The following is a 26,392-nucleotide window of genomic DNA, read 5'->3' as shown; positions in this document are numbered from 1 at the left end:
ATCTCGATCTCTGTCAACGGAGACCGCCGGGAGATCGCTCCGGGCACCGCTCTCGAGGCCGTCGTACGGTCGCTGACCCCGTCGGTGTCCGGGGTGGCCGCCGCCGTCAACGAGACCGTCGTCCCGCGCGCGCGGTGGGCCGCCACGGCGCTCGCCGACGGCGACCGGGTCGAAGTCCTCACCGCGGTCCAGGGAGGCTGAGCCATGGCCGACGATCCCTTGGTCCTCGGGGGTACGACGCTGTCGTCGCGGCTGATCATGGGCACGGGCGGGGCGCCCAGCCTGGACGTGCTGGAGCGGGCGCTGGCCGCCTCCGGCACGGAGCTGACGACGGTCGCGATGCGGCGGGTGGACCCCTCCGTGCACGGCTCGGTGCTGTCGGTGCTCGAGAAGCTGGGCATCGGGGTGCTGCCGAACACGGCGGGCTGTTTCACCGCGGGCGAGGCGGTGCTGACCGCGCGGCTGGCGCGCGAGGCGCTGGGCACGGACCTGATCAAGCTGGAGGTCATCGCCGACGAGCGGACGCTGCTGCCGGATCCGGTGGAGCTGCTGGAGGCGGCGGAGACGCTGGTCGACGACGGGTTCACGGTGCTGCCGTACACGAATGACGATCCCGTGCTGGCGCGCAGGCTCGAGGACGTGGGGTGCGCCGCCGTGATGCCGCTGGGGTCGCCGATCGGGTCCGGGCTGGGCATCCGCAACCCGCACAACTTCCAGCTGATCGTCGAGCACGCGCGTGTGCCGGTGATCCTGGACGCGGGGGCCGGCACGGCGTCCGATGTGGCGTTCGCCATGGAGCTGGGGTGCGCCGGGGTGATGCTCGCCTCCGCGGTGACCCGGGCGCAGGAGCCGGAGACGATGGCCGCCGCGATGCGGCATGCCGTGGAAGGGGGCCGGCTGGCCCGGCTGGCCGGGCGGATTCCGCGCAGGCACTTCGCCGAGGCCTCCTCGCCCGTCGAGGGACGCGCCCGCCTGGATCCCGAGCGCCCGGCCTTCTGATCCCGGGGCCGTCACAGCTGTGCTGCATTCCGTCACCGGCGTCGGCGCACCGTACGGCGCTGTCGGTCGCTCCTCGTAGACTCCCCTCTCGTGGATACGACCCTTCAGGACCCCCTCGTCGGGCAGGTGCTCGACGGCCGTTATCGCGTCGACGCGCGGATCGCGGTCGGCGGGATGGCCACGGTCTACCGGGCCCTGGACACCCGTCTGGACCGTGTGCTCGCGCTGAAGGTGATGCATCCGGCGCTCGCCGCGGACGGATCGTTCGTGGAGCGGTTCATCCGGGAGGCGAAGTCGGTGGCCCGGCTGGCCCACCCGAACGTGGTGCAGGTCTTCGACCAGGGCACCGACGGGTCGTACGTGTACCTGGCGATGGAGTACGTCGCCGGCTGCACCCTGCGGGACGTGCTGCGCGAGCGGGGGGCGCTGCAGCCGCGCGCGGCGCTCGACATCCTCGAGTCCGTCCTCGCCGCGCTCGGGGCGGCGCACCGGGCCGGGTTCGTGCACCGGGACATGAAGCCGGAGAACGTGCTGATCGGCGACGACGGCCGGGTCAAGGTCGCCGACTTCGGACTCGTGCGGTCCGTGGACACGCAGACCGGCACGACCGGCGCCGTCCTCGGCACCGTGTCGTATCTCGCCCCCGAGCAGATCGAGCAGGGCGGCGCCGACGCCCGCGTCGACGTGTACGCGTGCGGTGTCGTGCTGTACGAGATGCTGACCGGCGCCAAGCCGCACGCGGGGGACTCACCCGCGCAGGTGCTCTACAAGCACCTCCACGAGGACGTGCCGCCGCCGTCGGCGCTGGTGCCGGGGCTGCCGTACGGCCTGGACGAGCTGGTCGCGTCGGCGACCGCGCGCAACCCGGAGATCCGGCCGCAGGACGCCGTGGCACTGCTCGCCCTGGTGCGCGAGGCGCGCCGGGGCCTGAGCGACGAGCAGCTGGACGCGATGCCGCCGCAGGCGGTGACCGCGGAGCACGACAACGCGGGCGACCGTACGAGCGTGATACCGCGCTCGCTGACGGTGCCCAGGCCCCTGCCGGTCGGCGACGAGGAGCCGTCCGGGGACGGCGTGCAGCGCACCAGCCTGCTGCAGGCGCCCCCGGTGCCGCCGCGCAGGTCCGGGCGGCTGGTGCTGACGGTCGTCGCCGCCCTGCTGGTGGTGCTCGGCGTCGGCGCCGGGGTCTGGTACATCAACTCGGGCCAGTTCACGAAGGTCCCGCCGCTGCTGGCCAAGACCGAGGCGCAGGCCCGCGCCCGGCTGGAGTCGTCCGGCCTCGAGGTCGGGCAGGTCAAGCGGGAGTACAACGACACCGTGGCCCGGGGCACGGTCATCGGCACCGACCCGGCGCCCGGCGCCCGCATCCGTGACCACGACGCGGTGACGCTGAGGATCTCGCTGGGCCCGGAGACGGTGAACGTACCGGACGTCGAGGGGCGCACGCTGGCCGAGGCGCGGGCGCGGCTGAAGGCTGACGGCCTGGCGCCGGGCATGGTCACCCGGGAGTTCAGCGAGGACGTGCCCCGGGGCTCGGTGATCGCCACGACCCCGCAGGCCGGGACCAGGCGGCACGCCGGCTCGGCGATCGCGCTGACCGTCAGCAAGGGCAGCCCGGTCGACGTGCCGGACGTCACCGGCGACGACCTGGCCGACGCCCGGCAGCAGCTGACGGACGCCGGGCTGAAGGTGCGGATCGCGCCCGGGCAGGTCAACTCGCAGTACGACCAGGGCAAGGTGGCCCGGCAGAGCCCGGGCGACGGCAGCCAGGCCGCCCAGGGCGACACGGTGACGCTGACGCTGTCCAAGGGCCCGGTGATGGTCGAGGTGCCGGACGTGACCGGCGACAGCGTCGACGACGCCCACAAGGCGCTGGAGGGCGCCGGCTTCAAGGTGGAGGAGGACCGCGGGCTGCTCGGCCTGTTCGGCGACACCGTGAAGAAGCAGTCGGTGCGGGGCGGCGACAAGGCCCCCAAGGGCTCCACCATCACGATCACCATCCGCTGACCAGGGCGCCCGCGGACCGCTCGGCGGCAGGGCCAACTGCCCGCCACCGACGGCCCGTTGCCCCCTGCTTCCCCCCTGCCAGGCCGCTGCTATGGCGGCTCCGCAGACGCGTGTCCGGTGGCGGGGCAGACGGGGGGAGAGGTCTCTTGGGGGTGGAACCGGTCGCGGAGCTGACCGCAACCGACGTCTGGCAGGTGAGCATCCTCGGGCCCACGGGCGCCCCCGTGCCTGTGCCCCTTCCGTCTCCGGGACATCCGGCATACGGCCCGCACCGCGGCGTCCGCGCCACTCGGGCATGGTAGGCGTCCTCCCCCGGCTGCGGGGATCCGGACACCCGGGCGCGGCCGCGCCGGGCCCCGCTAGTTCTCCCACACGGCCCGGACGACCGGGTATGCCTCACCGGTCGCCTTGGCCAGGACCGCTCCGGTCTCCCCGCTGAGCTTCACTCCGAACCCGCACGGGGGCGCTGGTGCAGTCGTACCCTGATCGGGGCCGTCCCCACACGTCCTGGCATGCTGGGTGGGTCATGACCTCACCATCCTCCCCCTCCCTCCCGGCTCCCGCCGTCCGCAACCCCGTCGGCGCCCATGTGCCCGTCGCCGGCGGTCTGCACTCGGTGGGACTCCCCTACGCCCGCGCGCTGAAGGCGGAGGCCGTACAGGTCTTCGTGGCCAACCCGCGCGGCTGGGCCACCCCCGCGGGCAGCCCCCGCCAGGACGAGGCGTTCCGGGCGGCCTGCGCCGAGCAGTCGGTCCCGGCGTACGTCCACGCCCCGTACCTGATCAACTTCGGCTCGCACACCGAGGCGACCGTGGAGCGGTCGGTGGAGTCGCTGCGGCACTCGCTGCGGCGCGGGCGCGAGATCGGCGCGCTCGGCGTGGTCGTGCACACCGGGAGCGCGACCGGCGGGCGGAGCAGGGAGGTGGCCCTGAAGCAGGTGCGGGCGCGTCTGCTGCCGCTGCTGGACGAGCTGACCCACGACGACGACCCCTGCCTGCTGCTGGAGTCGACGGCCGGGCAGGGCGCCTCGCTGTGCTCGCGCACCTGGGACTTCGGCCCGTACTTCGAGGCGCTGGACGCGCACCCCAGGCTCGGGGTGTGCCTGGACACCTGCCACGTCTTCGCCGCCGGCCACGACCTGACCGAGCCGGGCGGCATGCACCGGACCCTCGACCTGCTGGTGGACACGGTCGGCGAGGGCCGGCTGAAGCTGATCCACGCCAACGACTCCAAGGACGTGGCAGGCGCGCACAAGGACCGGCACGAGAACATCGGCGACGGCCGCATCGGCGAGGACCCGTTCCGGGCGCTGATGACCCACCGGGCGACGCAGGGCGTCCCCCTGATCATCGAGACGCCCGGCGGCAAGGAGGGGCACGCGGCGGACGTGGAGCGGCTGAAGAAGCTCAGGGACGGCTGACGGCCCGGTCCGTCCGGCTCACAGCTCCGGGCCCTCCCCCGGTTCCTCCTGGTACGAGTACCGCTGTTCCTTCCACGGGTCGCCGATGTTGTGGTAGCCGCGTTCCTCCCAGAAGCCGCGGCGGTCGGCGGTCATGTACTCCACCCCGCGGACCCACTTGGGGCCCTTCCAGGCGTACAGGTGCGGCACGATCAGGCGGACCGGGAAGCCGTGCTCGGCGGTGAGGAGCTCGCCGTCCTTGTGGGTGGCGAAGAGGGTGCGGTCGGAGGCGAAGTCCGACAGGCGGAGGTTGGAGCTGAAGCCGTACTCCGCCCAGACCATCACATGGGTGACGTCCGGCGCCGGCGGGGCCAGGTCAAGGATCACCGCGGCCGGGATGCCGCCCCACTCCGCTCCGACCATGCTGAACTTCGTCACGCAGTGCAGATCGGCCACCACGGTGGTGTACGGCAGGGCCGTGAACTCCTCGTGGTTCCAGACGTGCTTGTCACCGTCGGCGGTGGCGCCGAAGACCCGGAACTCCCAGCGCTCGGGGCGGAACTTCGGCACGGGCCCGTAGTGCGTGACCGGCCAGCCGCGCTGGAGCCGCTGACCCGGCGGAAGCCCGGACCCTGCCGTCGCTTCCGACGCTCGCTCCACCGGATGACCCATGTATCCATCCTGACAGACCCCGGGCAGTGCCCTTGACCACCCGCCTGAAACCGGACAAGAGCCAGCAACTCATAACGTACTTACTAAGTGCGCACTTACTGGACGATCTTCATCGCCGGTGCCATCATGCGGCGCTATCGGCCGGGTCCGGCTCATCTGGAAGGAGTCCATTGCGATGCAGGGCGACCCCGAGATCATCGAACTGCTCAACGAGCAGCTGACCGCCGAGCTGACCGCGATCAACCAGTACTTCCTGCACGCCAAGCTCCAGGACCACAAGGGATGGTCGAAGCTCGCCAGGTACACCCGGGCCGAGTCCTTCGACGAGATGCGGCACGCGGAGATCCTCACCGACCGCATCCTGCTGCTCGACGGCCTGCCGAACTACCAGCGGCTCTTCCATGTCCGGGTCGGGCAGACGGTGACCGAGATGTTCCAGGCCGACCGGCAGATCGAGGCCGAGGCCATCGACCGGCTGCGCCGCGGCATCCGGCTGATGCGCGAGAAGGACGACATCACCTCGGCGAACGTCTTCGAGGCGATCCTGGCCGACGAGGAGCACCACATCGACTACCTGGACACCCAGCTGGAACTCGTGGACAAGCTGGGCGAGGCGCTCTACCTCTCGACCGTGATCGAGCAGAGCCAGCCCGACCCCTCGGGCCCCGGCACCAGCGGCTTCTCCACAGACTGAGGGGCCGCGCAACACAGTGAGCGGCCGCACCATGCAGGAGTGCGGCCGGGCACGCGGCTGCTAGGCGGCGTCGTCCAGCCGCTCCAGCGCCGGGGCGCGCCGCTCGATCAGCTCCCGGCGGGGGCAGGCGCCCCGGCCGAGGAGGGCCTGGATGCGCCGGACGCAGCCGCCGCAGTCCGTGCCCGCCTTGCAGGCGGAGGCTATCTGGCGGGGAGTGCAGGCACCGTTCTCCGCGTGCTGCCGGACCTGGGCCTCGGTGATGCCGAAGCAGCTGCAGACGTACACGCGGCGCACCTCCCGACGGGATCGTTGTATGACCGCCATCCCGTATCTCGGTGAGGCAAACCTAACCTTACCTATCCGGCGCGGACGCGCAAAAGAGGAAGGGGCGCGGATCCTGTGTGATCCGCGCCCCTTCGCCCGCTCACTGGTCCCGGTACATCTCCGCGACGAGGAACGCCAGGTCCAGCGACTGGCTGCGGTTCAGCCGCGGGTCGCAGGCGGTCTCGTAGCGCTGGTGCAGATCGTCGACGAAGATCTCGTCGCCGCCGCCGACGCACTCGGTGACGTCGTCGCCGGTCAGCTCCACATGGATGCCGCCGGGGTGGGTGCCGAGCGCCTTGTGGACCTCGAAGAAGCCCTTGACCTCGTCGAGCACGTCGTCGAAGCGGCGGGTCTTGTGCCCGGAGGCCGCCTCGAAGGTGTTGCCGTGCATCGGGTCGGTCACCCAGGCCACCGTCGCGCCGGACGCCGTGACCTTCTCCACCAGCTCGGGGAGCCGGTCGCGGATCTTGTCGGCGCCCATCCGCACGATGAAGGTCAGCCGGCCCGGCTCCCGCTCGGGGTCGAGGCGGTCGATGTACTGCAGCGCCTCCTCGGCCGTCGTCGTCGGGCCGAGCTTGATGCCGAGCGGGTTGCGGATCTGCGAGGCGAACTCGATGTGCGCGCCGTCCAGCTGGCGGGTGCGCTCACCGATCCACACCATGTGCGCGGAGACGTCGTACAGCTTGCCGGTGCGCGAGTCGACCCGGGTCAGGGCGGACTCGTAGTCCAGCAGCAGCGCCTCGTGCGAGGAGAAGAACTCGACGGTCTTGAACTCCTCCGGCTCGGCGCCGCAGGCCCGCATGAAGTTCAGCGCGTTGTCGATCTCGCGGGCGAGCTGCTCGTAGCGCTGGCCGGACGGCGAGGTCTTCACGAAGTCCTGGTTCCAGGCGTGCACCTGGCGCAGGTCGGCGTAACCGCCGGTGGTGAAGGCGCGCACCAGGTTCAGCGTGGACGCCGAGGCGTTGTACATGCGCTTCAGCCGCTCCGGGTCCGGGATGCGGGACTCGGGCGTGAACTCGAAGCCGTTGACGGAGTCGCCCCGGTACACCGGGAGCGTCACGCCGTCGCGGGTCTCGGTCGGCTTGGAGCGGGGCTTGGAGTACTGCCCGGCGATCCGGCCGACCTTCACCACGGGCACGGAGGCCGCGTAGGTGAGGACGGCGCCCATCTGGAGCAGTGTCTTCAGCTTGTTGCGGATGTGGTCGGCGGACACCGCGTCGAAGGCCTCGGCGCAGTCGCCGCCCTGGAGGAGGAACGCCTCTCCCTTGGCGACGGCCGCCATCCGGGCGCGCAGCTGGTCGCACTCGCCCGCGAAGACGAGCGGCGGATACGACTCGAGGTCCGCGATCACTGCGCGCAGAGCCTCGGGGTCGGGGTACTCGGGCTGCTGCGCCGCGGGCAGGTTTCGCCAGGTGTTGCCAGCGCCGGGGCTGGTCTTAGCGTTCACGGTCACCTCGTAAACATTACGGGGTCGTGTCGCGTGCCCCATCTTCTGGCTCGAAGGGTGAGACGCGAGGGTTGTCCTGTGGACTCGGAGGCCGGTGCGGTAGGGTTCGTGCCATGTTCGCGCTGTCGATCCAGAACTGGTGGTGGACCGCTCATCCGGCGGCCCACTGATCGCGCGTACGCAAGACTTCGCGAAGGCCGCCCGAGGGGCGGCCTTCGGCGTGTCCGGGGCCGTTCCTCCCCATCGACGGAAGAGGAACCATGGACCTGGCACAGCTGCTGCACGACGACCGCCCCTTCGCCCTGCTCCGCCGCCGCACCCCGGGCCGCGACCCGCACACGGTGGAGGTGCTGACCGGCCCGGTGAGCCGCCACGACCGGCTCGCCGGCCTGCCCGACGAGTGCCTCGCGCTGGTGCCGTTCCGGCAGATCCGCGAGCGCGGCTTCGACGTCCGCGACGACGGCACCCCGCTGCTGGCGCTGGTCCCCGAGGAGTCGTACGAGATCCCGCTGGACGAGGCCCTGCGCCGGCTGCCCGGCCATGACGTGCGGGTCGAGGGCGGCGGCTTCGACGTCGGCGACGAGGCGTACGGCGAGATCGTCGGCCGGGTGCTCCGCGAGGAGATCGGCCGGGGCGAGGGCGCGAACTTCGTGATCCGGCGGACGTACGAGGGCGAGATCCCGGGGTTCGGCCGGGCCGACGCGCTCGCCCTGTTCCGCCGGCTGCTGGAGGGCGAGCGGGGCGCGTACTGGACGTTCGTCGTGCACACCGGGGACCGGACGCTGGTCGGGGCCAGTCCCGAGGTGCACGTGCGGATGTCCGGCGGGACGGTCGTCATGAACCCGATCAGCGGGACCTACCGCTATCCCGCCGAGGGCCCGACCCCCGAGCACCTCCTGGCCTTCCTCGCCGACGGCAAGGAGATCGAGGAGCTGTCGATGGTCGTGGACGAGGAACTGAAGATGATGTGCACCGTCGGCGACATGGGCGGGGTGGTCGTCGGGCCGCGCCTGAAGGAGATGGCGCACCTCGCGCACACCGAGTACGAGCTGCGCGGGAAGTCCTCCCTCGACGTGAGGGACGTGCTGCGCGAGACGATGTTCGCGGCCACCGTCACCGGCTCGCCCGTGCAGAACGCCTGCCGGGTCATCGAGCGCCACGAGGCCGGCGGCCGCGGGTACTACGCGGGCGCCCTCGCCCTGCTCGGCCGGGACTCCGGCGGGGCGCAGACCCTGGACTCCCCCATCCTGATCCGCACCGCCGACATCTCGGCGCGGGGCCGGCTGCGCGTCCCGGTCGGCGCCACGCTGGTGCGCGGCTCGGACCCGGCGGGCGAGGTCGCGGAGACCCACGCGAAGGCGGCGGGCGTGCTGGCGGCACTCGGGGTACGGCCGTCCCGGCCGCGCGCGGAGCGGGAGCGGCCCCGGCTGGCCGACGACCCGCGGGTGCGGGCCGCGCTGGACGGGCGCCGCTCGGCGCTGGCGCCGTTCTGGCTGCGGATGCAGGAGCGCGCCGCTGCCGTGGAGGGGCACGCCCTGGTGGTCGACGGCGAGGACACCTTCACCGCGATGCTCGCCCACGTGCTGCGCTCGGGCGGCCTGGAGGTGACGGTACGGCGGTACGACGAGCCGGGACTGCGGGCGGCGGTGCTCGCCCACGAGGGGCCGGTGGTGCTCGGCCCCGGACCGGGTGACCCGGCCGACCTCGCCGACCCGAAGATGCGTCTGCTGCGGGAGCTGACCGCCACGGTGATCCGGGAGCACCGGCACGGGGTGCTCGGCGTCTGCCTGGGCCACGAGCTGATCGCGGCGGAGCTGGGCCTGGAGACCGTCCGCAAGGAGGTTCCGTACCAGGGGGCGCAGACCACGGTCGACCTGTTCGGGCGGCCGGAGACCGTCGGCTTCTACAACAGCTTCGTCGCCCGCTGCGACGAGGAGACGGCCCGGGAGCTGGCCGCGCACGGCATCGAGGTGAGCCGGGCGGCGAACGGCGAGGTGCACGCGCTGCGCGGGCCCGGCTTCGCGGGCGTGCAGTTCCACCCGGAGTCGGTCCTCAGCCTGAACGGGGCGGCCGTGGTACGGGAGCTGATCGGCCGGCTGCGCCGGGCGAGCACGGCGAGCTGAGCGGCCGGGCCCGGGGACCGCGGGGTCCCCGGGCCCGGGACGGGCGGTCAGCCGAAGAACACCCCGACCTCCGCGTACAGCTTCGGGTCCACCGTCTTCAGCCTGGCCGTGGCCTCGGCGAGGGGGACGCGGACGATGTCGGTGCCGCGCAGGGCGACCATCGTGCCGAAGTCGCCGTCGTGGACGCAGTCGACGGCGTGCAGCCCGAACCGGGTGGCGAGCCAGCGGTCGAAGGCGCTGGGCGTGCCGCCGCGCTGGACGTGGCCGAGGACCGTGGTGCGGGCCTCCTTGCCGGTGCGGCTCTCGATCTCCTTGGCCAGCCACTCGCCGACCCCGGAGAGCCGGACGTGCCCGAAGGAGTCGAGCGACCCGTCCTTGAGCACCATGTCGCCGTCCTTCGGCATGGCGCCCTCGGCGACGACCACGATCGGCGCGTACGACGCCCGGAAGCGGGAGGTGACCCAGGCGCAGACCTGCTCCACGTCGAAGCGCTGCTCGGGGATGAGGATGACGTTGGCGCCGCCGGCCAGGCCCGAGTGCAGGGCGATCCAGCCCGCGTGACGGCCCATCACCTCCACCACCAGCACCCGCATGTGGGACTCGGCGGTGGTGTGCAGGCGGTCGATGGCCTCGGTGGCGATGTTGACGGCGGTGTCGAAGCCGAAGGTGTAGTCGGTGGCGGACAGGTCGTTGTCGATCGTCTTGGGGACGCCGACGCAGGGCACCCCGTACTCGTCGGACAGCCGGGCGGCGACGCCGAGGGTGTCCTCGCCCCCGATGGCGACGAGCGCCTCGACGTCCAGCTTGGCCAGGTTGTCCTTGATCCGGCGGATGCCGTTCTCCTCCTTGAGGGGGTTGGTGCGCGAGGAGCCCAGGATGGTGCCGCCGCGGGGCAGGATGCCGCGCACCGCGGGGATGCCGAGAGGGACGGTGGCGCCTTCGAGAGGACCCCGCCAGCCGTCCCGGAAGCCGACGAAGTCGTAGCCGTACTCCTGCACGCCCTTGCGGACGATGCCCCGGATGACGGCGTTGAGCCCGGGGCAGTCGCCGCCTCCGGTCAGTACTCCCACCCGCATGGAAATGTCCCTTCACCGCGGTTCCCTGACAGAGAGTCACGGTATGGTGATTCAGGTCACACCGGGAGGGGCGGGACGGGTGATTTCGGGGCATTGCCTCCCGGCGGACCGGGCCGGGCCGGAGCGGGCCGGGGGCTACTCCTCGTCGAGGCCGCGCTCGATGGCGTACCGCACCAGCTCGACCCGGTTGTGCAGCTGGAGCTTGCCGAGGGTGTTCTGCACGTGGTTCTGGACCGTGCGGTGCGAGATGACCAGGCGTTCGGCGATCTGCTTGTAGCTCAGGCCCTTGGCGACCAGCCGCAGCACCTCCGTCTCCCGGTCGGTCAGCCGGGGCGCGCCGGGTGCGTCCGTGCCGGGCGCGGGCGCCGGCTCGGCGGCGAGCCTGCGGTACTCGCCGAGGACGAGTCCGGCGAGGCCCGGCGTGAACACCGGGTCGCCGGCGGCGGTCCGGCGCACGGCGTCCAGCAGTTCCTCGGTGGAGGCCGACTTCAGCAGATAGCCGGTCGCGCCGGACTTCACCGCCTCCAGCACGTCGGCGTGCTCCCCGCTCGCGGACAGCACGAGGACCCGCAACGCCGGGTTGTGGCCGACCAGTTCCTTGCACACCTGGACCCCGGGCTTGGCCGGGAGGTTGAGGTCCAGCACGAGGACGTCGGGGGCGGTGGCCTTGGCGCGGCGGACCGCCTGCTCGCCGTCGCCGGCCGTCGCGACCACGTGGAAGCCGGACTCGGTCAGGTCCCGGGCGACCGCGTCGCGCCACATGGGGTGGTCGTCCACCACCATGACCTTGATCGGGTCCCGCTGCTCGCTCATCGACGCCCCGCCTTCACGTTCTTCGGTACTTTCAGTTCCACCTCCGTGCCCTGTCCGGGCACGGAGACGAGTGCGGCGCTGCCGCCGAGGTCGCGCAGCCGCCCCCGGATCGACTGGGCCACGCCCAGCCGACCCTCCCCCTCGGCCTGGGCGAGCCGGCCCTCGGGGATGCCCGGGCCGTCGTCCCGGACGGTCACCACGATCTCGTCCGGCTCGTCCTCGACCAGGATCCAGGCTCGGGCCCCGTCCCCGGCGTGCCTGCGCACGTTGTCCAGGGCGGCGCCGACCGCGGCGGCCAGTTCCCGCGCGGCCGGCCCGGGCAGCTCGACCGGCGCCCCGGGCTCGGCCAGGCTCACCCGGGCGCACGCATGGGGAGCCAGCAGCGAACGCAGGTCGACCGGTCCCTCGTCGCCGGATTCCCCGACGGCGTGCACGACGGCCCCGGCGGCGTCCTGCGTCACCCGGGAGGCCGGCGCCAGGCCGCCGGAGACCAGGGTGCGCAGCGCCACCTCCTGCTCCCCCGCGAGCCGGCCCAGCTCCGCCGCCTCGCCGCCGATGACCGCGCCGCGCCGCTGCACCATCGCCAGCACCTGGAGCACCCCGTCGTGGATGTCCCGGGCCAGCCGCTCCCGCTCCCGGGTGGCGGCCTCGATCTCCAGGGCGCGGGCGAGGGTGCGCTCGGAGGCGCGGGCGACCTCCACGACGTAGCCGATGGCGATCGAGGCCACCCAGACGAGGATCACGTTGTGCACGGTGTCCCGGGCGGGCTGCCCGCGCTCGACGAGGTTGGCGGCGGCCACGCCGGTGGAGGCGACGGCCGCCCAGCGCCAGCCGCCCTTGAGGGCGAAGGCCAGCACCGAGCCGGCGGTCCATATCGACGGCAGGGTGGGGCCGCCGCCGGCGATCCGCTGGTGGCTGTCGGCGAGCGGGGTGAGCAGGATGCCGAGGAGCGCGACGGCCAGGTCGGCGGCCAGGAAGCCCTTGGTGCAGCTCGCCGCGTTCCGCACCCGGGGCAGGGTGGCGAGGGTCCACACCGCCAGGACGGCGTAGTAGGCGACGGCGATCCAGGGCCGTGCGAAGTGGGAGTACGCGCCGGCGCACAGGCCGATGGCGTACACCATCGTCAGGACGCGGTAGCCGGTGAGCGCGCGCCACAGCGGCAGCTCGACCGACATCCGCGGCGCGGGAGCCGGCCGGCCGGCTCCCGCGCCGCGGTCCGCGGAGCGGCCGGCCTTTCCCGGCCCCTCGCGCCCGCGCAGGCGCGTCCTGGCGCCGTCGACGCGCCCCGCGGCCGCGTCGTGCTCGCGCTCGGCCATGTCCCCCGTCCCCCCGGCCCCTGCTGCGGGCCCTCGCTAGTCCTCAGCCTTCTTCTTCTCGGCGTCCTTCTTCTCGGCCTCCTTGGCCGCCTTCGCCGCCTCCGCGATCTGCCGCTTGGCGGCGGTCGCGTACATGTCGACGTACTCCTGACCGGAGAGCTTCATGATCTCGTACATGACCTCGTCGGTCAGGGCGCGCAGGACGAAGCGGTCGTGCTCCATGCCGTGGTAGCGGCTGAAGTCCAGCGGTTTGCCGATGCGGATGCCGGGCCGCATCAGCTTCGGCACCACCTTGCCGGGCGGCTGGATCTTCTCGGTGTCGATCATCGCCACCGGGATGACCGGAGCGCCGGTGGCGAGGGCCACGCGCGCGAGGCCGCCGGGCTTGCCCCGGTAGAGGCGGCCGTCGGGCGAGCGGGTGCCCTCGGGGTAGATGCCGAACAGCTCGCCGCGTTCCAGCACCTCTATGCCGCTCCTGACCGCGGCCTCACCGGCGCCGCGCGCCCCGGAGCGGTCCACCGGGAGCTGTCCGACGCCCTTGAAGAACGCGGCGGTCAGCCGGCCCTTCACCCCGGGCGTCGTGAAGTACTCCGCCTTGGCGATGAAGGTGACCTTGCGGTCCAGCACCGCGGGCAGGAAGAAGGAGTCCGAGAAGGACAGGTGATTGCTCGCCAGTATGGCGGGCCCCTCGGCCGGGATGTTCTCCAGGCCTTCCACCCAGGGTCTGAAGGCGACCTTCAGCGGCCCCCCGATGGCGACCTTCATCGTGCCGTACAACACCCGCGTGCCTCCTGTTTCCGTCGAACAGACCTTAACCCGCGGGACCGTCAAAGCACCCGACGACCCTGGTCGGTGTCAGTGCGGTCGCGTACGGTGAAGCACATCCGCACGTTTCCCTCACGCCCGCGCCGGCCACCGGCGGGGGCATCTTCAGGAACAGGAGCGTCGAAGGTGCCGGTCCTCCCCGGAGCCGAGCCGTACCGCCACGAGGGCGGGGAGGTGGGGGTCCTCCTCTGCCACGGCTTCACCGGCTCGCCCCAGTCGCTGCGCCCCTGGGCGGAGCACCACGCGGCGCACGGCCTGACCGTGTCGCTGCCCCTGCTGCCCGGACACGGCACCCGCTGGGAGGACATGCAGGTCACCAGCTGGCAGGACTGGTACGCGGAGGTGGACCGCGAGCTGCGGATGCTCTCCGAGCGCTGCTCCAGGGTGTTCGTGGCGGGCCTGTCGATGGGTGGCGCGCTGGCGCTCCGGCTGGCCGCCCGGCACGGCGAGCGCGTGCAGGGCGTCGTGCTCGTCAACCCGGCGAACAAGGTGCACGGCCTGTCGGCGTACGCCCTTCCGGTGGCCCGGCACCTCGTGCGCACGACGAAGGGCATCGCCAGCGACATAGCGAAGGAGGGCGCGGCCGAGCTGGGCTACGACCGGGTGCCGCTGCACGCCGCGCACTCGCTGCGCGTGTTCCTGCGCCGGCTGGACGTCGAGCTGCCCCAGGTCACCCAGCCGCTGCTGCTGCTGCGCAGTGCCCGGGACCACGTGGTCCCGGCGGCCGACTCGGCCCGGGTGCTGAGCCGGGTCTCGTCCACGGACGTGACGGAGATCGTGCTGGAACACAGCTACCACGTGGCGACGTTGGACGTGGATGCGGACCGGATCTTCGAGGAGAGCCTCGGCTTCATGGGCCGGCTCGCACCCGTTCTCGGCAAGGAAGGGACGGCCGCAGGTGGCTGAGCACGAGTCCGACCGCGAAGGCCGCGAGGGCCGCGAGCCGGACGAGCAGAACCCGCCCTTCGACGAGGACGCCGCCTGGCGGGCCATCGTCGCGGGGTACGGCGAGGAACCGCCGGACCCGCCGGGGGCCGCGCCCTTCAGGCCGGTGGAGGACCTGGCGCTGCCGGAGCCGGAGCAGGACGCCGAGAGCGACGCCGCCGACAAGGCGCCGGTGCGGCCGCCGCTGGGCAGCTCGGTCTCCTTCGCGCCCGGGGTCGGCCCGCGCGACCACACCCCGCCCGAGCCCTCCGAGGACGACTTCGACGAGGACGACGAGGGTCACTTCGTGCCGCCGGAGCCGCCGCCGCTGCCGGACGCCGACACCACCGCGAAGTTCGCCTGGCTGGGCGTCGTGGGCGGACCGGTGCTGGTCCTGCTGGCGATGCTGCTCGGCTGGGACATGACCTGGTGGCTGACCACCCTGAGCGTCGGCGGCTTCCTCGGCGGCTTCGCCACGCTGGTGATGCGGATGCGCACGGACGACGACGAGGACGACGACCCGGGCCGGGGCGCCGTGGTGTGACCGCCGGCGCCGCCACCGTGGTCTGAACTTTGTACAGGTCCCGGCCGGCTCACCTATCGTGAGCGCATGCCGCGCGACACCCTCACCCAGGAGCAGATCGTCCGGACCGCCGTGCGCCTCCTGGACGAGGAGGGCCTCGAAGGGCTGAACATGCGCAGCCTGGGCAAACGGCTGGGGGCCGCGGCGACCGCCGTCTACTGGCACGTGAAGAACAAGGACGACCTCGTACTGCTCGCCGCGGACCGGGTGTGGCAGGAGGTCGAGCTTCCGCCGCTCGACCCCGAGGACTGGCGGAGCACGGCCACGGCGATGGCCGGCCGGCTGCGCGAGATGCTGCTCCGGCACCCGTGGCTCGTGCAGGCGATCAGCTCGCATCTGCTGTGGGGCGCCGGCAAGGCCCGCTACGACGACCATCTCCTCGGAGTCTTCGAGACGGCCGGGTTCACGGCACAGGAGGCGGACCGGGCGGCCGGTGCGGTGGTGACCTACGTCCTCGGCAACGCGCTCGGCGCGTCCGCCGCCGCCTGCCTGACCCGGAGGTTCCGGCGGGCCGGTGAGGACCCCGAGGAACGCTTCAGGGAGACGCTCGCCGAGGCGTCCGGGGCGGCGGAGGCGTTCCCGCGCCTGCGGGCGCGCCTGGGCACGGGGGCGGCCACGGAGTACGCCGGGGCGCCGGACGGGAGCTACGCGGAGGGGCTGCGGGCACTGCTGGCGGGGCTGCGGCCGGCCGGGGGCGGCACCGCGTCCGGCACCAGCCGACCGGCTCCGGGCGCCGTTCGCTGAGAGGCGCCTCGCGGCGGCAGGCCGCCCGGGGGCTGCGCGGACACGGCGGATCAGGCCCGTGGGAAGAGGCGTCCCGCCAGGTCGACGCCCGTCACCGTGCCGTCGGCCGCGCGGGAGAAGAAACCCCGCTGGCCCTTCAGGCCGCCCTCGGTCACGACGTACTCGTCACCGTCCCCCGGCAGGAAGCCGATTTCCGCCGCCGGATGGTCCGGCGGCATCTGCGCATCCGAGGCCGCCCGGATCCCCGGTCTGATGCCGACCGCCAGCGTGAGCCGGCCGGCGTCCGCCGCGATGTCGAGGTTCATGGCGTCGATCCGGTACCGCCCGACGACCTCCCGCGCCCGCTCCTCGTCGTACGGCAGCGGCTCCGGCTCCCGCTCGGCCACTCCGACGAACAGCTCCAGCGCCCGCTTCAGCACCGCCTGGTTGAACTGGTAGCCGTCCGGGCCGGAGTTGGCCAGCGAGACGACGGCGACGTCCCGCCCGGGGACGAGGAGCAGCTCGGCGAACTGGCCGTTGCCCGAGCCGCCGTGGCCGGCCGTGCGCACGCCCTGCACGTCCCGCAGGAACCAGCAGATGCCGAAGGCGTCGCCGAGCGTGCTGCCCCGCAGTGCGACGGTGGGCTCCCGCATGCGGCGCAGGGTGCCGGCGGGCAGCAGGCCCTCCCCGTCGCCCAGCTGGAACCGCGCCCAGCGCAGCAGGTCGCTCGCCGAGGAGACGATCCCGCCGCCCGGGTTGTTGCCGCGCAGACCGGCCCGCCAGGACTTCCAGGGCCGGGCGGGTGTCAGCGTGCCGTCGGCGGCGCGGTTGTGCCCCACGGCGAACCGGCGGACCACGACGTCGTCCAGGTCGAAGACGGTGTCGGCGAGGCCCAGCGGCCGCAGCAGCAGGCCGGCGACCGCCTTCTCGAACGGCAGGCCGGTGACGTGCTCCACCACCCGGCCGAGCAGGTTGTAACCGGCCTGGCTGTACGACGCGCGGGCCCCCGGCGGCGCGATCAGCGGCAGCCGGTCCAGCCGGGCGACGAACGCGGCGAGCGAGCCGTCGCCCTCGTCCGCGTCGACCAGGTTCCAGTCCAGGCCCGCCGTGTGGTTGAGCAGGTTCAGCACGGTGATCCGGGCGGCGGCCCCCTCGTCGGCGAGGCGCAGTTCCGGGACGTACCGGCGCACCGGCGCGTCGAGGTCCAGCCTGCCCTGCTCGGCCAGGCGCATCAGCGCGGTCGCCGTGAAGGTCTTGCTCACCGAGGCGACCGGGAAGAGGGTGCGCTCGTCGACCGGCAGGGGGTGCTCGACGTTCGTCACGCCCCACGCGGCATACGTCTCCTCGCCGTCGGCCAGCACGGCGACGGCGGCTCCCGCCACCCCGTGCTCCTCGGCCGCCGTCTCCACGAACGCGGCCAGCTGCTCCTGCTTCCCGGACATCGGGCTCCCCCTCGAGGCACATGCGCCTGATGACTTGAACTAAGTACAAGGCAGACTGTAGGCGGGGCTGCCGAGGACGCACAAGGGATTTCCTGTACTTAGTTCAAGCGGGTTTCACGCCGCGGGTACGCGCACCGCGGCGAGGACCGGGAGATGGTCCGTGGCCGCCGTCAGGTCGGCGCGGGTGACGCCCGGCTGGTCCAGGGGCACCCCGCAGCCGAGCACCTCGACGCCCTTGGTCGCGAACACGGCGTCGATGCGCCGCGGCGGGTCGCTGTGCGGCCAGGTCGCGTCGCCGCCCCAGGGGGCGACGGCCCGGCAGTCCTGGAGGCTCGCGGAGAGCCGGCGGAAGGTCCGGCCGCCGGGGCCCTCGTTCAGGTCGCCGCCCGCGAGGGCGTGCTCCGCCCCGAGTCCGGCCAGCCGGTCGAGGAGCATGCCGCCCTGCTCGTACCGCTCGTTCGCCTCGAGGCTCAGATGGCAGCTGATCACGCCCAGGCGGGCGCCGCCGAAGCGGACCACCGCCGTGGCGAGGCCGCGCCGGTGCAGTCCGGGGGTGAGGGGCAGCAGCACGTCCTCGGTCCGCTCCACGGTGGCCCGGAGCGAGCACAGGATCGCGGGGCCCGCCGCGGTGGCGCCGCCGGTGAGGACGACCTGGCCGGAGGCCGCCGCCAGCCGGGCCAGCTTCTTGCGCCAGCGGAAGAAACGGGGGGCCTCCTGGATCAGGACCAGGTCGGGGGCGCACGCGGTGATCACCCTGGCCAGGGCCCGGGTGTCGTCGCGCATCGAGCGGATGTTGTAGCTCAGGACGCGGATGACGGCGGCACCGTCCGGCTCGGTACGGGAGTTGGGGAGCAGCGGGGTTGCCATGCCGTCAATGTACGACGTCCCCGGGGCGGGGCATCCGACAGCTCGGGGCGCGAGGATCGTCCCCGCGCCCCTGCGCGCCTGCTGTGGTGAGCGTCCCTCACATGATCGGGTCGGGTTCCCGCGCCAGGTCCGCCGCGCCCACCAGGCCCGCCTTGTTGCCGAGCTGGGCGGCGATCACATCGGCCACGGGACGCCAGTTGCCGCCGACCAGCCAGCGCTTGTAGGACTTGCGGATCGGGTCGAGGACCAGCTCCCCCTCGTCGGAGAGGCCGCCGCCGACGATGAACGCCGAGGGGTCGAAGAGGGAGGCCAGGTCGGCCAGGCCGGCGCCGACCCAGCGGGCCAGCTCGCGGTAGGAGTCCACGGCCACCGGGCAGCCCTGGCGGGCGGCCACGGAGATGTGCTTGCCCTCGATGCCGTCGGGCGTGCCGTCGCCCAGCGCCAGCAGCACCTCGGCGCGCTCGGGGGTGGCGTTGGCGCGCTGCTTGGCGTAGCGCACCAGGGCGCGGCCGGAGGCGTACTGCTCCCAGCAGCCCTGCGAGCCGCAGCCGCACAGCAGGCCGTCCGGGACCATCCGGATGTGCCCGAACTCCGCGGCGACGCCGAAGTGGCCGCGGCGCAGCTTGTTGCCGATGATGATGCCGCCGCCGAGGCCGGTGCCGAGCGTGATGCAGATGACGTTGCGGTGGCCCTTGCCGGCGCCGAACCTGTACTCGCCCCAGGCGGCGGCGTTCGCGTCGTTCTCGACCACGACCGGGAGGCCCACGCGGGCCTCGACCTTGTCCTTCAGCGGCTCGTTGCGCCAGTCGATGTTGGGCGCGAAGTACACCGTGGAGCGCTGGCGGTTGACGTAACCGGCCGCGCCGATGCCCACGCCGACGATCTCGTGCCCGGCGCGCGCACCCTCCACCGCCGAGGCGATGGCGTCCACGATGGCCTCGGGCGTGGTGGGGGTCGGCACCTTGAAGGTCGAGAGGATGTTGCCTTCCTCGTCGACCACGCCGGCCGCGATCTTGGTGCCGCCGATGTCGACGCCGATGGTGAGTCCCATGAATCCCTCAGTTTCGGTCGAGCCCCGCTACGGCCAACCGTACCCGAGGCCCCGCCGTGGGAGGGCTTCAGTCCAGGTCGATGCGCTCCCCCGGGCCGGTGCCCTCGCCTCCGTCGCGCCGGCCGCCGGGATCCTCGCGGGTGAGGTCGTCGGCCGTGCGGGCGGTCCAGCGGCGCTCCTGGGCCTGGACCGCGGAGCGGTAGGCGGCGAGCAGTTCGCTGCCGGCCGCGGCGAGATGGTCGAAGACCTCGGGGTTGCGGTCGATGACGGGCTCGACGGCGGCCTTGGCCTGCTGGACGACCTGCCGTACCACCTGCTGGGCGGCGGGTCCGGCGAGGCCGCCGAGGACCGGTGACTGCAGACCGGACAGCTTCTCGGCCACCGTGTCCACGAGCCTCTTCAGCTCCTCGGCGGCCGAGCCCGGCTGCGGGCCGTGCTCGGCGCGGCGGCGGGCCTTCTCGGCGGCGAGGTCCTCGGCGCAGGCCGTGGCCCAGGCGTCGGCGTCGGTCGCCCGCCCCTGTTCCGCGTGTTCCTCGGGCGAGTCGGATGCGGGACGCTCTTCGCTCATGGCGGACTCCTGACTACGGTTCGCCTTTACGACGTTACCCGAACGGCCGCACCCGGATCATCACCGTCCGGTCGCGGGCCACAGGTCGGGGTCCGGGGCGAACCGGATGCGCAGCTCGCCCTCGCGCAGGCCGGCGCCGGCGACGCCGCAGCGGCGCAGGGCGGAGGGCAGCGGGACGATCCGGCGGAACGGGCCGGCGCTGATCACGAGTTCGTCGCCGCGCCGGATCAGGTCCAGCTCGTCCCGTATGGCGCCGGGCAGCGGGATGTGCCAGACCAGCACGCCGTCCTCGCTCCTGCGGTCCTCGACGGGCCACTCGACCGGGGCGGGCGCTGGTTTGACGCCGGGTACGGCGAGGGCGGCGAGGTCGTCGGCGCCGCGCGGGTCGCGCCCGAGGTGCGGCACGGGATGGACGTCGTACGGCTGCTCCTGCCAGTCGGCGAGCGTCTTGCGCTGCTGGGCGAGCAGGGAGGACAGCCAGCTGTCCGGGGTGCTCTCGGGCAGGGTGCGGTTGGCGATCAGGGCCTCGGTGCGCAGGCCGCGCAGGGCGAGGCCGAGCCCCGCGGTCCGCACGGCGTCGGCGCCGGCCGGGCCGGGCTCGGCGACCAGGCGTACGACGGTGTCCCGGTCGGTGAGGACGGCCTCGACGGCGGCCAGTTCGACGTCCCAGCGGGCCGCCGTCTCGTACAGCCAGTCGGACGGCATCGGCACGCCGGCCAGCCGCCCGAGGACCGGGCGCAGGGCGCGGGCCGCCTGCCGCTCGGGCGGGAGCAGACGGCGCAGATAGCGGCGCAGCTCCTCGGGCAGGCCGAGCAGCGCGAGGGCCTGCGGCTGCGGCGGGAGGTCCACGACGAGGAGGTCGAACCGCTCGGACAGGGCCGCGTCCCGGAGGGCGCGCAGGAAGGACAGTTCCTCGGCGCCGGGCAGCGGGGTGACCTCCTCGGCGTCCAGCCGGGCGGCGCCGAGCAGGTCGAGGACGTTCGCGGCGCGGTCCTGGAAGGCGGTGAGGTCCTCGCGGAAGCGTTCGGCGGCGTCGGGCCGCCAGACGGTGAGGTGCGGCGCGGCCTCGTGCGGCGCCGGTCCTGTCGCGGAGCCCAGCGCGGCGCCGAGGGTGTCGGTGCGGTCGGCGCCGAGCAGGAGGGTGCGGGCGCCCTCGCGGGCGGCGGCGAGCGCGGTGGCGGCGGCGATCGTGGTACGACCGCCGCCGCCCGGGCCCGTGATCAGGATGGTGCGCATGGGGGTGAACGGTACCGCCGTGCGCGGGGTTCAAACGGGAGCGACTACTTCTGCCCCGACTCCACGCGCTTCTTCAGGCCCGCCAGCGCGCGGTCGATGATGACCTTCTCCGCCTTGCGCTTGATCATGCCGAGCATGGGGATCTTGACGTCCACGGTGAGGAGGTAGGTGACCTCGGTGGTGGACGGGCCGGTGGGCTTGAGGATGTAGGAGCCGTCGAGGGAGCGCAGCATCTGGGACTTGACCAGGGTCCAGGAGACCTCGTTGTCGCCGGTCCAGGTGTAGGCCAGCGTCTGGTCGTCCTTGATGGCGCCGGCATCCATGACGAGGCGGACCTGCTCGGCACGGCCCTGGTCATCGGTCTTGAGGACCTCCGCCTCCTTCACCTCACCGGTCCAGTCGGGATAGCGGGCGAAGTCGGCGATCACCCCCATGACGTCGGCCGGTGCCGCCTCGATGGTGATGCTCGAGCTGGTGTGTTCCGCCATCGCCGTGGCTCCTCCAGATGCGGGCCGGTACAGAGGTCGTCGTGCGCACGTGTGTGCAGCGTGAAGGCTACCGCGCCGCCGACCTGCCGCCTTCACCCGATGTCCCGGTTCTCACCATTCCAGCGCCCAGGGCCGGCCCGTCCCGGCGAAGTGGCCGACGTTCACGCACTCCGTCGCGCCGATGCGCATACGGCGCACGAGCGGCTGGTGGACATGGCCGAAGAGCGCGTAGCGGGGCCGGGTGCGGCGGATGGCGTCCAGCAGGGCGCGGCTGCCGCGTTCGAAGCGGCGGGCGACCGTGTCGTACACCAGCTCCGGCACCTCCGGCGGGATGTGCGTGCACAGCACGTCGACCTCGCCGACCGCCTCGATCTTCGCCGCGTACTCCTCGTCGCCGATCTCGTACGGCGTGCGCATCGGGGTGCGCAGCCCGCCGCCGACGAAGCCGAAGGTCCAGCCGCCGATCTCGACCCGCTCGCCGTCGAGGACGGTGGTGCCGGGGCCGGCGTACTCCCGCCACAGGGGCGGCATGTCGACGTTGCCGTAGGTGGCGTACGTCGGGGTGGGGAACGCGGCGAACAGCTCGGCGTACTGCTTGCGCACCGCCTTCTCGATGGCCGACGCCCGGTCCGCGCCGATGCCCGCCCACAGCCGGGCGCCGAACTCCCGCGCCTCCTCGAACCGCCGGGCGGTGCGCAGCTCGACGATCCGGTCGGCGTTCTCCTTGCCGAACAGGTCCGGGAAGATGCCGCGCGAGTGGTCGGCGTAGTCGAGGAAGAGCACCAGGTCGCCCAGGCAGATCAGGGCGTCGGCCCCCTCGCCGGCCCGCGCCAGGTCGCGGACGTTGCCGTGCACGTCGCTGACCACGTGGACGCGCGTCCTTCGGTTTCCGGGGCGTGTGGATGCCATGGCGATCAAGCGTAGGCCTGTGGGATCTGCGTGAACAGTGTCGGTCCGGCCTGCGGTTACTCGCCGGTCGGTTCGGCCGTGGACTACTGTGCGCGAAGGAACGCCCACGCGTGTGACGCAGCGAACATCTCGGCGGAACCCCCTGTCGTAGACGCCATACCGGCGGGTAACGTCCGGGCAGTCCAGTCGTGCTCTGGATTTCAACAGCTGAATTCCCGAGCACCTGCCCGAGCCGTGGACCGCACCGTCGCATCACACAGTGTCGTGGCGCCGGCGCCCTATGAGGAGCAGCAGTCTTGCGCGAGTTCAGCCTTCCGGCTTTGTACGAGGTCCCTGCGGACGGCAATCTGACCGACATCGTCCGCAGAAACGCCGCGCAGCATCCCGACGTCGCCGTCATCGCCCGCAAGGTGGCCGGTGTCTGGCAGGACGTGACGGCCCGGGCGTTCCTGGCCGAGGTGCACGCCGCCGCCAAGGGCCTCGTCGCGGCCGGGGTGCAGCCGGGCGACCGGGTGGGCCTGATGTCCCGCACCCGCTACGAGTGGACGCTGCTGGACTTCGCCATCTGGAGCGCGGGCGCGGTCACCGTGCCGGTGTACGAGACCAGCTCGCCCGAGCAGGTGCAGTGGATCCTGTCCGACTCGGGCGCCACCGCCTGCATCGTGGAGCTGGCGGGCCACGCGGCGGCCGTGGAGTCGGTGCGCGAGTCGCTGCCCGCCCTCAAGCACGTCTGGCAGATCGAGGCCGGCGGCGTGGAGGAGCTGGTGCGGCTCGGGCAGGACGTGTCGGACGAGACGGTCGAGGAGCGCAGCTCGCTGGCCAAGGCCGACGACCCGGCCACCATCGTGTACACGAGCGGCACCACCGGCCGCCCCAAGGGCTGTGTGCTCACCCACCGCAGCTTCTTCGCCGAGTGCGGCAACATCGTGGAGCGGCTGCGCCCGCTGTTCCGTACCGGCGAGTGCTCGGTGCTGCTCTTCCTGCCGCTCGCCCATGTCTTCGGCCGGCTGGTGCAGATCGCGCCGATGATGGCGCCGATCAAGCTGGGCTGCGTCCCGGACATCAAGAACCTCACCGACGAACTGGCCGCGTTCCGGCCGACGCTGGTCCTCGGCGTCCCGCGGGTCTTCGAGAAGGTGTACAACTCGGCGCGCGCCAAGGCGCAGGCGGACGGCAAGGGCGCGGTCTTCGACAAGGCGGCGGACACCGCGATCGCCTACAGCAAGGCGCTGGACAGCCCGTCGGGCCCGTCGTTCGGCCTGAAGCTCAAGCACAAGGTGTTCGACCGGCTGGTCTACAGCAAGCTGCGCGCGGTGCTCGGCGGCCGGGGCGAGTACGCCATCTCCGGCGGCGCCCCGCTGGGCGAGCGGCTCGGCCACTTCTTCCGTGGCATCGGCTTCACGGTGCTGGAGGGCTACGGCCTGACCGAGTCCTGTGCGGCGACGGCGTTCAACCCGTGGGACCGGCAGAAGATCGGCACGGTCGGGCAGCCGCTGCCGGGTTCGGTGGTGCGGATAGCGGACGACGGTGAGGTGCTGCTGCACGGCGAGCACCTGTTCAAGGAGTACTGGAACAACCCGGGCGCGACCGCGGAGGCGCTGGCCGACGGCTGGTTCCACACCGGGGACATCGGCACCCTGGACGAGGACGGCTATCTGCGGATCACCGGCCGGAAGAAGGAGATCATCGTCACGGCGGGCGGCAAGAACGTCGCCCCCGCGGTGATCGAGGACCGGATCCGGGCGCACGCGCTGGTCGCGGAGTGCATGGTGGTGGGCGACGGGCGGCCGTTCGTGGGCGCGCTGGTCACCATCGACGAGGAGTTCCTGGGCCGTTGGGCCACCGAGCACGGCAAGCCGGCCGGCTCCACCGCGGCGTCGCTGAAGGACGACCCGGATCTGATCGCGGCGATCCAGGCGGCGGTCGACGACGGCAACGCCGCGGTGTCGAAGGCGGAGTCGGTGCGGAAGTTCCGCATTCTGCCGTCGCAGTTCACGGAGGAGTCGGGCCACCTGACCCCGTCGCTGAAGCTGAAGCGGAACGTGGTGGCCAAGGACTACGCGGACGAGATCGAGGCGCTCTACGCCAAGTAGGGCAGAGCGGCGCCCTACCGGGCAAAGCCCGGCGCCCCGCCCGGCGGAACCCCGCGCCCTTGCGGGCGAAGCCCGGCGCCCTGCCGGGCGGAGCCCAATGCCCTGCCGGGCGGAGCCCAATGCCCTGCCCGGCGAAAACCCGCGCCCTGCCGGGCGGAGCCCAATGCCCTGGCCGGAGAAGCCCCGCGTCCTGCCCAGCGAGCCTCGCGCCCCAGCGGGCGAAGCTCGGCGGAACCCCGCGCCCCGCCGGGCGAAACCCAACGCCCTACCGGGCGGAGCCCAATGCCCTGCCCGGGAAGCCCCGCACCCTGCCCAGCGGAGGCCGACGCCCTGCCCAGCGAGCCTCGCACCCCAGCAGGCGGAGCTCGGCGGAACCCCGCGCCCTTGCGGGCGAAGCCCGGCGCCCCGCCCGGAACCCCGCGCCCTTGCGGGCGAAGCCCGGCGCCCCGCCCGGCGGAACTCCGCGCCCTGCCCGGCGAAAACCCGCGCTCTGCCGGGCGAAACCCAACGCCCTGCCCGGCGGAGCCCAATCCCTGCCCGGCGTAGCCCTACAGCACGTTCCTCAGCCGCTCGGCGAGCAGGTCCCAGCGCCAGCGCTCCTCCACCCACTGCCGGCCCCGCTGTCCCATCCTGCGGCGCAGCTCGGGGTCCTGGAGCAGGGGGATGATGCGGTCGGCCGCCGCCGCCGGGTCGCCGCCCCGGACCACCCAGCCCGTCTCGCCGTCCAGGACGGCGTCCGGTGCGCCGCCCGAGTCGCCCGCCACCACCGGCAGTCCCGTCGCCGACGCCTCCAGGTAGACGATGCCCAGGCCCTCCACGTCCAGGCCGCCGCGCCGGGTCCGGCAGGGCATGGCGAAGACGTCGCCGGCGCCGTAGTGGGCGGGGAGTTCGGACCAGGGGACGGCGCCGGTGAAGCGGACGGAACCGGCGACGCCGGTCTCGGCGGCCATCCGGCGCAGGTCCCGCTCGTAGGGGCCGCCGCCGACGATGAGCAGGACGGTGCCGGGCTCGGCGGCGAGGATGCGGGGCATCGCCTGGATCAGGGTGTCCTGGCCCTTGCGGGGGACCAGCCGGGAGACGCAGACCACCACCGGGCGGTCGGTCAGGCCGAGGCGGGCGCGGATCTCCTCGCCGCCGGAGCCGGGGTGGAAGGTCTTCTCGTCCACCCCCGGCGGCAGCTGCACCATGCGGCTCGCCGCCTCGGGGGTGAGCGCGGCGGCGATGCGGGACCGGGTGTACTCACCCAGATAGGTGATGGTGTCCGTGGACTCGCCGATCCGGCGCAGCAGCTGCCGGGCGGCGGGCAGCTGGGCCCAGCCGGCCTCGTGGCCGTGGGTGGTGGCCACCAGCCGCTCGGCGCCCGCCTTGCGCAGCGCCGGGGCCATGAGGCCGAGCGGCGCCGCGGCGCCGAACCAGACCGAGGTGCACCCGTGCTCGCGCAGCAGCCCCACCGCCCGCCGGGTCGCCTGCGGGGTCGGCAGCAGCATGGTCGTACGGTCGCGTACGACGGTGAAGGGCTGCTCGGCGTCGAAGGCGGCGGTGGCCTCGGCGCCCTCCCGGCCGCGCTTCCAGGTGGAGGCGTACACGACCAGCCGGCCGGGGTCCAGGCGGAGGGCCATGTTGTGCAGGAAGGCCTGGATGCCGCCCGGCCGGGGCGGGAAGTCGTTGGTGACGATCAGGGTCTTGTGCATCGCCGCCGACCCTACCGAACGGGCCCTGCCCGGCCGGGATCGAACGGGCGGTACGGGGTCCGCCGCGGCCGAGTCTGTGGCATGCCCACAGCCGGGCACGCCATCATGGTGCCGCGAGGCGG

At 73.1% G+C, this 26,392-nt stretch carries 26 protein-coding genes; 11 read left to right on the top strand and 15 right to left on the bottom strand.

What is annotated here, in order from left to right; genetic code table 11:
- From thiS to OG956_RS26880, 4 genes are all read left to right on the top strand, one after another.
- On the top strand, positions 1-201 hold the full coding sequence (thiS, locus tag OG956_RS26895) for a sulfur carrier protein ThiS (RefSeq protein WP_330342959.1): 201 nt from the start codon (positions 1-3) through the stop codon (positions 199-201).
- A 3-nt stretch (positions 202-204) separates the two neighbouring features.
- Complete coding sequence (locus OG956_RS26890) at positions 205-999, top strand: thiazole synthase (RefSeq protein WP_330340570.1); 795 nt, start codon at positions 205-207, stop codon at positions 997-999.
- Between the two features lie 90 nt (positions 1,000-1,089).
- Positions 1,090-3,006, top strand: a complete 1,917-nt coding sequence (pknB, locus tag OG956_RS26885) for a Stk1 family PASTA domain-containing Ser/Thr kinase (protein WP_330340569.1) — start codon at positions 1,090-1,092, stop codon at positions 3,004-3,006.
- Between the two features lie 526 nt (positions 3,007-3,532).
- Positions 3,533-4,426, top strand: coding sequence for a deoxyribonuclease IV (locus tag OG956_RS26880; protein ID WP_330340568.1), 894 nt, complete (start codon positions 3,533-3,535; stop codon positions 4,424-4,426).
- A gap of 18 nt (positions 4,427-4,444) precedes the next feature.
- Here OG956_RS26880 and OG956_RS26875 read toward each other — a convergent pair whose 3' ends face one another.
- Positions 4,445-5,077 (bottom strand): sulfite oxidase-like oxidoreductase, encoded by a 633-nt coding sequence (locus OG956_RS26875; RefSeq protein WP_330340567.1) that lies wholly within the window; start codon positions 5,075-5,077, stop codon positions 4,445-4,447.
- Positions 5,078-5,252: 175 nt separating this feature from the next.
- Between OG956_RS26875 and bfr the strand changes: the two genes are divergently transcribed.
- Positions 5,253-5,771, top strand: a complete 519-nt coding sequence (gene bfr, locus OG956_RS26870; protein ID WP_330340566.1) for a bacterioferritin — start codon at positions 5,253-5,255, stop codon at positions 5,769-5,771.
- A gap of 60 nt (positions 5,772-5,831) precedes the next feature.
- On the opposite strand, the gene OG956_RS26865 is transcribed toward bfr, so the two are convergent.
- Together OG956_RS26865 and OG956_RS26860 are read right to left on the bottom strand one after the other, a co-directional pair.
- Positions 5,832-6,056 carry a (2Fe-2S)-binding protein gene (locus OG956_RS26865; protein ID WP_330340565.1) on the bottom strand — a complete coding sequence of 75 codons (225 nt, stop codon included), beginning with the start codon at positions 6,054-6,056 and terminating at the stop codon, positions 5,832-5,834.
- Between the two features lie 139 nt (positions 6,057-6,195).
- Positions 6,196-7,548, bottom strand: a complete 1,353-nt coding sequence (locus tag OG956_RS26860; protein ID WP_330340564.1) for a class II 3-deoxy-7-phosphoheptulonate synthase — start codon at positions 7,546-7,548, stop codon at positions 6,196-6,198.
- Positions 7,549-7,655: 107 nt separating this feature from the next.
- On the opposite strand from OG956_RS26860, the gene OG956_RS40265 reads away from it, so the two are divergent.
- Both OG956_RS40265 and OG956_RS26855 read left to right on the top strand, forming a co-directional pair.
- A complete protein-coding gene (locus tag OG956_RS40265; RefSeq protein WP_115913573.1) occupies positions 7,656-7,712 on the top strand; it encodes a trp operon leader peptide in 57 nt (18 codons plus the stop codon).
- 90 nt (positions 7,713-7,802) lie between these two features.
- A complete protein-coding gene (locus OG956_RS26855; protein ID WP_330340563.1) occupies positions 7,803-9,665 on the top strand; it encodes an anthranilate synthase family protein in 1,863 nt (620 codons plus the stop codon).
- A gap of 47 nt (positions 9,666-9,712) precedes the next feature.
- Here OG956_RS26855 and OG956_RS26850 read toward each other — a convergent pair whose 3' ends face one another.
- The 4 genes from OG956_RS26850 to OG956_RS26835 all read right to left on the bottom strand — a co-directional run bounded on the left by OG956_RS26850 (position 9,713) and on the right by OG956_RS26835 (position 13,635).
- On the bottom strand, positions 9,713-10,741 hold the full coding sequence (locus tag OG956_RS26850; RefSeq protein WP_330340562.1) for a 6-phosphofructokinase: 1,029 nt from the start codon (positions 10,739-10,741) through the stop codon (positions 9,713-9,715).
- A gap of 135 nt (positions 10,742-10,876) precedes the next feature.
- Positions 10,877-11,554: a response regulator transcription factor gene (locus OG956_RS26845; protein ID WP_330340561.1), complete on the bottom strand. Its 678-nt coding sequence runs from the start codon at positions 11,552-11,554 to the stop codon at positions 10,877-10,879.
- A complete protein-coding gene (gene macS / locus OG956_RS26840; RefSeq protein ID WP_330342958.1) occupies positions 11,551-12,729 on the bottom strand; it encodes a MacS family sensor histidine kinase in 1,179 nt (392 codons plus the stop codon). The genes OG956_RS26845 and macS overlap by 4 nt, the downstream gene beginning before the upstream one ends.
- A 177-nt stretch (positions 12,730-12,906) precedes the next feature.
- Positions 12,907-13,635: a lysophospholipid acyltransferase family protein gene (locus tag OG956_RS26835; RefSeq protein ID WP_330342957.1), complete on the bottom strand. Its 729-nt coding sequence runs from the start codon at positions 13,633-13,635 to the stop codon at positions 12,907-12,909.
- A gap of 186 nt (positions 13,636-13,821) precedes the next feature.
- Here OG956_RS26835 and OG956_RS26830 point away from each other — a divergent pair, with 186 nt between their 5' ends.
- From OG956_RS26830 to OG956_RS26820, 3 genes are all read left to right on the top strand, one after another.
- Positions 13,822-14,601 carry an alpha/beta hydrolase gene (locus tag OG956_RS26830; RefSeq protein ID WP_330340560.1) on the top strand — a complete coding sequence of 260 codons (780 nt, stop codon included), beginning with the start codon at positions 13,822-13,824 and terminating at the stop codon, positions 14,599-14,601.
- Positions 14,594-15,163, top strand: coding sequence for a hypothetical protein (locus OG956_RS26825; RefSeq protein ID WP_330340559.1), 570 nt, complete (start codon positions 14,594-14,596; stop codon positions 15,161-15,163). Before OG956_RS26830 ends, OG956_RS26825 begins: the two co-directional genes overlap by 8 nt.
- Before the next feature lie 66 nt (positions 15,164-15,229).
- Positions 15,230-15,946: a TetR/AcrR family transcriptional regulator gene (locus tag OG956_RS26820; protein WP_330340558.1), complete on the top strand. Its 717-nt coding sequence runs from the start codon at positions 15,230-15,232 to the stop codon at positions 15,944-15,946.
- Positions 15,947-15,996: 50 nt separating this feature from the next.
- Here OG956_RS26820 and OG956_RS26815 read toward each other — a convergent pair whose 3' ends face one another.
- The 7 genes from OG956_RS26815 to OG956_RS26785 all read right to left on the bottom strand — a co-directional run bounded on the left by OG956_RS26815 (position 15,997) and on the right by OG956_RS26785 (position 22,486).
- Positions 15,997-17,367, bottom strand: coding sequence for a serine hydrolase domain-containing protein (locus OG956_RS26815; protein WP_330340557.1), 1,371 nt, complete (start codon positions 17,365-17,367; stop codon positions 15,997-15,999).
- 114 nt (positions 17,368-17,481) lie between these two features.
- On the bottom strand, positions 17,482-18,234 hold the full coding sequence (locus OG956_RS26810; RefSeq protein WP_330340556.1) for an endonuclease/exonuclease/phosphatase family protein: 753 nt from the start codon (positions 18,232-18,234) through the stop codon (positions 17,482-17,484).
- Positions 18,235-18,331: 97 nt separating this feature from the next.
- Positions 18,332-19,285 carry an ROK family glucokinase gene (locus OG956_RS26805; RefSeq protein WP_330340555.1) on the bottom strand — a complete coding sequence of 318 codons (954 nt, stop codon included), beginning with the start codon at positions 19,283-19,285 and terminating at the stop codon, positions 18,332-18,334.
- A gap of 67 nt (positions 19,286-19,352) precedes the next feature.
- Positions 19,353-19,853, bottom strand: a complete 501-nt coding sequence (locus OG956_RS26800; RefSeq protein WP_330340554.1) for a DUF5304 domain-containing protein — start codon at positions 19,851-19,853, stop codon at positions 19,353-19,355.
- A gap of 60 nt (positions 19,854-19,913) precedes the next feature.
- Entirely contained in the window at positions 19,914-21,089 is a 1,176-nt protein-coding gene (locus OG956_RS26795; RefSeq protein WP_330340553.1) for an ArsA family ATPase, read from the bottom strand.
- 44 nt (positions 21,090-21,133) lie between these two features.
- Entirely contained in the window at positions 21,134-21,577 is a 444-nt protein-coding gene (locus OG956_RS26790; protein WP_330340552.1) for an SRPBCC family protein, read from the bottom strand.
- Between the two features lie 111 nt (positions 21,578-21,688).
- Positions 21,689-22,486, bottom strand: a complete 798-nt coding sequence (locus tag OG956_RS26785; protein WP_330340551.1) for a metallophosphoesterase family protein — start codon at positions 22,484-22,486, stop codon at positions 21,689-21,691.
- Between the two features lie 296 nt (positions 22,487-22,782).
- Here OG956_RS26785 and OG956_RS26780 point away from each other — a divergent pair, with 296 nt between their 5' ends.
- Positions 22,783-24,579 carry an AMP-dependent synthetase/ligase gene (locus tag OG956_RS26780; protein WP_330340550.1) on the top strand — a complete coding sequence of 599 codons (1,797 nt, stop codon included), beginning with the start codon at positions 22,783-22,785 and terminating at the stop codon, positions 24,577-24,579.
- A 548-nt stretch (positions 24,580-25,127) separates the two neighbouring features.
- On the opposite strand, the gene OG956_RS26775 is transcribed toward OG956_RS26780, so the two are convergent.
- A complete protein-coding gene (locus OG956_RS26775; protein ID WP_330340549.1) occupies positions 25,128-26,270 on the bottom strand; it encodes a glycosyltransferase family 4 protein in 1,143 nt (380 codons plus the stop codon).
- Positions 26,271-26,392: the final 122 nt, after the last annotated feature.

Origin of the sequence: Streptomyces sp. NBC_00557 (assembly GCF_036345995.1) — a bacterium.
In the GTDB taxonomy this organism is placed as follows: Bacteria; Actinomycetota; Actinomycetes; order Streptomycetales; family Streptomycetaceae; genus Streptomyces.
Note: the sequence above shows the minus strand (reverse complement) of the source record. Positions and strands in the feature narration are given on the sequence as shown.